Below are 6722 nucleotides of genomic sequence, written 5' to 3'. Positions count from 1 at the left end.
GATCTCCGCTCCGATCTCCGTCCCGATCTCCTCCCCTTGACATCCAAGACAGTATTTACCATCGGGCTTGATGATGTAAGCAATTCCCATCGGGTCAGGATAAATACCTGTGGCAGTTTCAAAAATATCATCATGGCCAACAAGTGCTGTAAAACCTGTTACGAAAGAAGCAACTAACCCAAGAGCAAGAGATAGTTTCAGTGCTTTGATGTGCTTGGCCATGATTTTGAAGATAATTTTTTCTAAGATCTTTAGTTAAAATAGTATTAATAGAAATTATTGTCAAAAGAAAGGTAAAGTTTATAATAAGCAAGCTTTGTAGCAAGTTCTTCCAATTCTAGCTTACGACCTGCTCTGTGAACTAGAACTTAGGTTATGGCAGTCGGTTGTGTCTCTTTCGGTTGGGTTTAAAAATTAGGCTCTTAAAAAGGAGGCCACTATCCACATAAACAACATTTACAATTATTGCCATCATCATCACAGCATTGGCAGCAATCAATGGCTAAGTTCTGCTTCATAAGGTTTGGGTTTTGCTGGGAACAGCCAAAAGTCTGGATAGCCGCGATCATCAAAAGGATCTGAAGCAGCTTCGGTAGATAATTCATTGTGTCTATGCACCCTTGAACTCTTAATATCTTTACTTTACCGCTTTTTTTATCAAGTGACCTAGGGGGGAAAACCACTTATTTTAAAGTAGTGATTCAATCGATTTGTTTTACCCATTACCCATGAACAGCGTGTAGGGCTATAGTTGTGATTGCAAATTTATCAGAAATAATTAATCTTCAGGTTAAACAGAAAGCCGATCGCCTCGATCGCTATCTCTCGGATCGGTTACCGAATTTTTCTCGCTCCCGGCTCCAGAAATTGATCGATCGCGGTCAAGTGAAAGTCAATGATCGTGTATGTCAACTGAAGAAAATGACTCTGCAACCGGGCGATCGCATCATCTTAGAGTTGCCTCCCGTACAACCGATTGACTTGATCCCAGAAGATATCCCCCTGGATATTCTCTATGAAGACGATCAAATCTTGATTGTCAATAAACCGGCTGGCTTGGTAGTACATCCCTCAGCCGGTCATGAAACGGGGACATTAGTCCATGGCATTTTAGCCCATTGTCCTGACTTAAAAGGCATTGGTGGCGAGCAGAGACCGGGAATTGTCCATCGACTCGATAAGGATACCACTGGCGCTCTGGCGATCGCCAAAACTGAAACCGCCCTTTATCATCTCCAAGCTCAACTGAAAGAAAAAACTGCCCGTCGCGACTATCTCGGTATTGTCCATGGTTCTCCCAGCACCGATAGCGGAACCGTTAACCAACCCATTGGGCGACATCCTGGAGATCGTCAAAAAATGGCGATCGTACCCCTAGAAAAAGGCGGCCGTTCCTCCATCACCCATTGGCAGGTTCAAGAGAGCCTCGGTAACTATACCCTCCTGCACTTCCAACTTGAAACCGGCCGTACCCATCAAATCCGCGTCCATAGCGCCTTTATCGGTCATCCCCTTGTGGGAGATGCCACCTATAGTCGCAACCGCTCCGTAGGCGTTAACCTCTCTGGGCAAGCCCTCCACGCTTGGCAACTGCGCCTACAACATCCCACAAAAAAGGAGTGGATAGAAGCTACTGCTCCACCACCCCCAGAATTTAATAAACTTTTACAAGTGCTTAGACAAAGATTAGGACTTTGACTGACGGTAAGGAGCCGCGATCGGAATATTCGCGGTTGAAACCCGTCCTGCTCCTCCGGGCCGAGCGCTACCAATGGACTTAGCCATATCCATGAAATAGGAAGGGCTGCCAGCACCTGGTACTTTCTCTTGGGGAGTAAACTTGCGGATTTGGTTTTGCCAAACCAATTGAGGGAAGCCCAACTGAGAACGGTGATAGGCTTCATACCGAGGAGTCTTGAGATTAAATGGGGTATCTCCAGTTGGCCGTTGGGGAATAGACCGACGACGCTGATAGGGAACCGTGTCATACCCAAAGTTCTCCAGGTATTCATCACTCTCTAGGAGTTGATCGATGAATCCCATTACCCCTTTGGTAGCAATCACAATTGACCAAGCCAGTTTTTCCCGCTCGCTGTATACGTCGCGGCCTAACAAACGTTGGACGCAGATTTCTACAAAGCGATAATTGTTATTGGTTTCGTAATTCAGCCGCAGGAAGGGATCGGAGGTCACTAAACCTTTAATGAAATCCCGAACCGTGATTTGACCATACCGGAGTTGAGACTCTAGGAAGGTTTGTTTATTTTGCTTGAGAATTTGGTGTTCGCTATAAATCTGGCGATAACCAGCCCAAATTACTTCATCCATGTCACTGCCAGCGGGCAGATTTTCCGTGGAATAAATGATGGGCTGCTCTTCTGAGCCTTTTTCATAGCCAGAAACACGCTCATTTTGTGTTTTTGGAGAGTAGTTTAATAAAGGAATTGCCACCTTGATATATCTCCCGAATCTTAGAAAAACTTACATTCCTTAACTATTTACTATATATCAGACTTTGGGCCAATCCTGTAGAAAGGTAGATGGAGAAAATTGAATGAGTAACTCTGGTTTTAATGCAAGAATTCTTAATATTTTTTAATATATAGCGTTTTGTGTTAGGGAATAGGGAACAGGGAATCTTCCTCCCCATGTCTGGAGTGTTTCCCCATTCCCCATTTCCCTAACTAATCTTGGGGCCTAAACCAACGGTTCCGGCATAAACTGCCATTTCACCTAATTCATCTTCAATGCGTAATAAGCGATTATACTTGGCAATTCGTTCGCTGCGGGAGAGGGAACCCGTTTTAATTTGTCCTGCGTTCGTGGCAACGGATAGATCGGCAATGGTTGTATCTTCCGTTTCTCCAGAACGGTGACTGATAACGGAGCGATAGCTCGATCTAGCTCCGAGAGCAATGGTATCCATGGTTTCGGTCAAAGAACCAATCTGATTGAGTTTAATCAAAATAGCATTGGCAACAGAGCGATCGATCCCTTGCTGCAAACGACTAGGATTAGTGACAAATAAATCATCACCAACGAGCTGAATGCGATCGCCTAATTTCTCCGTTGCCAGTTTCCAATTATCCCAATCATCTTCAAACAGAGCATCTTCCATCGAAACAATGGGATAGCGATCGATTAAACTGCCCAGATAACCCACAAATTCTTCAGCCGAGTGGGAAGACCCATCATAAACATAATTGCCATTATCATAGAATTCGCTCGCTGCCAGGTCTAAGGCTAAAGAAACTTGCTTTCCAGGTTCATATCCCGCCTTATTAATGGCATCCATGAGAATATCTAGGGCTGCCTGGTTCGACTCTAAGTTGGGAGCATATCCCCCTTCATCTCCTACTCCCGTGAGTAAGTTCTTGTCTTTGAGGACCTTGCTCAACGAAGCAAACACTTCTGCACCCCAGCGTAGAGCCTCCTTAAACGTTGGCGCGCCATGGGGGACAATCATGAACTCTTGGAAATCTACATTATTATCCGCATGGGCCCCACCATTGATCACATTCATCATCGGTACAGGAAGCACATTGGCGGAAGGGCCCCCCAAATAGCGGTATAAGGGCAATCCTAGGGTTTCTGCGGCGGCTTTGGCGATTGCTAGAGAAACGGAGAGAATAGCATTTGCGCCCAATTCTTTCTTATTACTAGAGCCATCTCGGTCAATCATCAGATGGTCAACCAACCGTTGATTGAGAGCATCTATTCCAATGAGTACTGGAGCAATTTTTTCTTGGACATTGCGAACTGCGGTTAAGACTCCTTTACCCCCATAACGCTCAGGGTCATCATCTCGGAGTTCATGGGCTTCAAACGTCCCAGTTGATGCGCCACTAGGGACTTGGGCTAAACCCATGGCACCATTAGCTAAATAGACTTGAGCCTCTACCGTGGGGCGACCTCTAGAGTCGAGAATCTCGCGGGCGTTGATTTCGGCGATCGCACTATCGAGTTCAGGCATAATCTTATGTTGTCCTTATTGTGTCTAGGGAACGTCTGTTAGAATACGCCATGGATCACCGATCCGCCTTGAATTTTGGAAAGTATTTGGGATTGAAACTCGGAGATTAAACCATGCGATTTCTACACACCATGTTACGAGTGAAAAACTTAGAAGAGTCTCTAACGTTTTATTGCGACGTTTTAGGAATGAAACGGCTGCGTCAAAAGGACTATCCAGGTGGAGAGTTTACCTTGGCGTTTGTCGGATATGGGGAAGAGTCCGATCATACGGTTCTAGAACTCACCTATAACTGGGGTCAAGACCAGTACGATCTCGGAGATGCCTACGGTCACATTGCCCTAGGAGTAGAAGATATCTATCAAACCTGCGACCAAATTAAGGATAAAGGCGGTAAGGTGGTGCGCGAACCCGGGCCGATGAAGCATGGATCTACAGTAATTGCTTTTGTAGAAGACCCCAATGGCTATAAAGTAGAACTGATTCAAACGAAGTCTTAAGTAGACCAGCATGACGGCATGACTACCAATTTTCCGCAAGCGGACATCAAAGAGCAAAGTAAGGGTACAACTCCCCTTCAACTGCATGAATGGAAACCCCTGCTAATGGTGGGGGGATTTTTTTTTACGGTCTGTATGGCGTTGGTATTGCATCGCCATTTCACCTTTTATTCGTCCTACGATCAGGGCATTTTTAATCAGGTGATGTGGAATGGCACTCAAGGGAATTTCTTCCAAAGTAGCCTGTCTTCGCAGCTTTCGACCAATGTGGTTCACGCTGGAGAAGTGCCTGATGTCAGTTATCATCGTTTGGGACAGCATTTTACCCCAGCTTTGCTCCTGTGGTTGCCGCTCTATTCCTGGTTTCCCCAAGCTGCAACCTTATCCGTATTATTGGTGACTGTGATTTCTGCGGCAGGGATGGTGCTATACGTGCTAGCCCGGCAATATCTCGAACCGATTCCGGCTCGCTGGATTACTTGTAGCTATTATGGGGCCCATGCGGTCATTGGGCCGACTTTATGTAATTTTCACGATAATTTTCAGTTGCCCCTATTTATGTTTACCCTGCTGCTGGCGATGGAAAAACGGTGGTGGTGGCTGTTTGCGCTCATGTGTCCTTTGATTTTAGCGATTCGTGAGGATACAGGGATTGCTCTGTTTGGAGTAGGCATGTACATGATTTTGAGCCGCCGGTTTCCTCGGATTGGGGCAATGGTTTGTGTGCTGAGTTTTGGGTATATTTTAGCTTTGACTAATCTAATCATGCCCCTATTTTCCGATGATATTTCCAAGCGCTTTATGTTGGAGCAGTTTGGCCAATTTACGGATGCCCAGGAAGCCTCAACCCTGGATATTATTAAGGGGATGTTAATGAGTCCTGGGAAATTGGCGATCGAATTAGTCACCCCATTTTCGCTCACTCTCAGGTATATTATTGCTCAATGGTTGCCGTTTGCTTTTGTCCCTGTTGTTGCACCAACTGCCTGGATCATTACGGGTTTTCCCTTGCTCAAATTATTTTCAGGTCAGACCACTTCGCTGCTCTCGGTTAATGTGCGTTATGCCATAGCTGTGGTTCCAGGACTCTGTTATGGGGCTATTTTATGGTGGTCTGGAGAAGGGTTCAATAACTTTTTTCAGCCGAATAAGCCACGTCAACCTCGCGCTCTGAGTCGTGTCTCGAAACGAGTGTGGGCCATATGTCTGAGTATTTCTATTTTTTTGGCGATCGCCGCTAATCCCAATCGCACCTTATACTTTATTGTGCCCGATTCTGTAGAGCCATGGGTTTATGTCTCTCCCCTACAACAATGGCAAAGAAGTCAGGAAATCCATAATATTATCGGTCGAATTCCCGAAGATGCCAGTGTTGCGGCAACCACCTATATCATTCCCCATCTGTCCAGTCGCCGCGAAATTATTCGTTCCCCCTTCGTATTTATTAAAGATGATAATGGGCAAGTAGAAACCGTGGATTATGTGGTGGTTGATTTATGGCGTTTAGTGCGCTATCAACCGGCATTTGGTGAGGATAGAGAATCCCTGAACATCCATGTGGGTTTAATTAATCATCTGCTCACTACCTCCCAGTATGGGATTACCGAATTTATCAATGGAGTGGTTTTAATGGAAAAAAACGTGAATTCTGTGCCGGAAAAATTGCAGCAATGGCAAGCGTATGAACAATCCATTCAACCTGTTTTAAATCAAGTTATGTAGAGGTGTGAAATAGCTAACTTTGTGATTTAGATTTCCAGTCGCTTTGCACTATTTTAACAGAGTTAAGGCACTACGGTAATTAACTCTTAATCTTGCAGAGGTAGGGGTTGCATATTTTTTGCCCCTACTCGTTCTGCCTATTGCTAGAGTGCTAGAGTACCTATTCCCAGAAGCGTCGCAACTCCCCGCTAGGGTGAATAGCGATCGAGTAACTCTTGCCGAGATAACCCCATAATGGCTTCTGTTCTCTCTAAAGGCGATCGCTCAATCAGAGGATCGATAATTTGTGCCAAGCGATCGTCAATTTCTCCAAACTTCACTTGCAACATGCTCTCTACCATCATCCGCTCTCCTCGTTGAGTAGCCTGTTGAGTCGCCGCTTCTAAGTCCCTTTCTAACCGTTGTAAATAAATGGTTGTTAGTTCCAATCATTAACTCCCGATCGCCACGATCTAAATCTTGACGTTTTTCTAATACCCCTCTTTTGTCACTCTGCCGAATCAAGATAGGAATTAAGATAAGGGATT

6 protein-coding genes and 1 pseudogene are annotated in these 6722 nt (G+C 45.3%); 3 read left to right on the top strand and 4 right to left on the bottom strand.

The annotated features are described in order from the left end of the window. Positions 1-222: pseudogene (locus AC3A14_RS23545) on the bottom strand (hypothetical protein); the annotation flags it as partial. Between the two features lie 531 nt (positions 223-753). Between AC3A14_RS23545 and AC3A14_RS23540 the strand changes: the two are divergent. Next, entirely contained in the window at positions 754-1698 is a 945-nt protein-coding gene (locus tag AC3A14_RS23540; protein ID WP_318699414.1) for an RluA family pseudouridine synthase, read from the top strand. On the opposite strand, the gene AC3A14_RS23535 is transcribed toward AC3A14_RS23540, so the two are convergent. Both AC3A14_RS23535 and eno read right to left on the bottom strand, forming a co-directional pair. Then, positions 1687-2451, bottom strand: a complete 765-nt coding sequence (locus AC3A14_RS23535; protein ID WP_318699413.1) for a phycobilisome rod-core linker polypeptide — start codon at positions 2449-2451, stop codon at positions 1687-1689. The two genes, AC3A14_RS23540 and AC3A14_RS23535, sit on opposite strands and share 12 nt — an antisense overlap. A 229-nt stretch (positions 2452-2680) precedes the next feature. After that, the gene (gene eno / locus AC3A14_RS23530; RefSeq protein WP_413039185.1) at positions 2681-3973 is read right to left on the bottom strand and encodes a phosphopyruvate hydratase; all 1293 of its coding nucleotides are present in this window, start codon (positions 3971-3973) and stop codon (positions 2681-2683) included. A 113-nt stretch (positions 3974-4086) separates the two neighbouring features. Between eno and gloA the strand changes: the two genes are divergently transcribed. Together gloA and AC3A14_RS23520 are read left to right on the top strand one after the other, a co-directional pair. After that, the gene (gene gloA / locus AC3A14_RS23525) at positions 4087-4473 is read left to right on the top strand and encodes a lactoylglutathione lyase (protein ID WP_318735988.1); all 387 of its coding nucleotides are present in this window, start codon (positions 4087-4089) and stop codon (positions 4471-4473) included. Between the two features lie 18 nt (positions 4474-4491). Further along, positions 4492-6195, top strand: coding sequence for a DUF2079 domain-containing protein (locus AC3A14_RS23520; RefSeq protein ID WP_318735991.1), 1704 nt, complete (start codon positions 4492-4494; stop codon positions 6193-6195). Positions 6196-6383: 188 nt separating this feature from the next. Here AC3A14_RS23520 and AC3A14_RS23515 read toward each other — a convergent pair whose 3' ends face one another. Next, the gene (locus tag AC3A14_RS23515; protein WP_318735993.1) at positions 6384-6623 is read right to left on the bottom strand and encodes a hypothetical protein; all 240 of its coding nucleotides are present in this window, start codon (positions 6621-6623) and stop codon (positions 6384-6386) included. Between the last annotated feature and the right edge of the window lie 99 nt (positions 6624-6722).

It is taken from the genome of Roseofilum sp. (assembly GCF_982964205.1).
The sequence above is the reverse complement of the archived record's forward strand: the minus strand, read 5'-3'. Positions and strand labels throughout refer to the sequence as shown.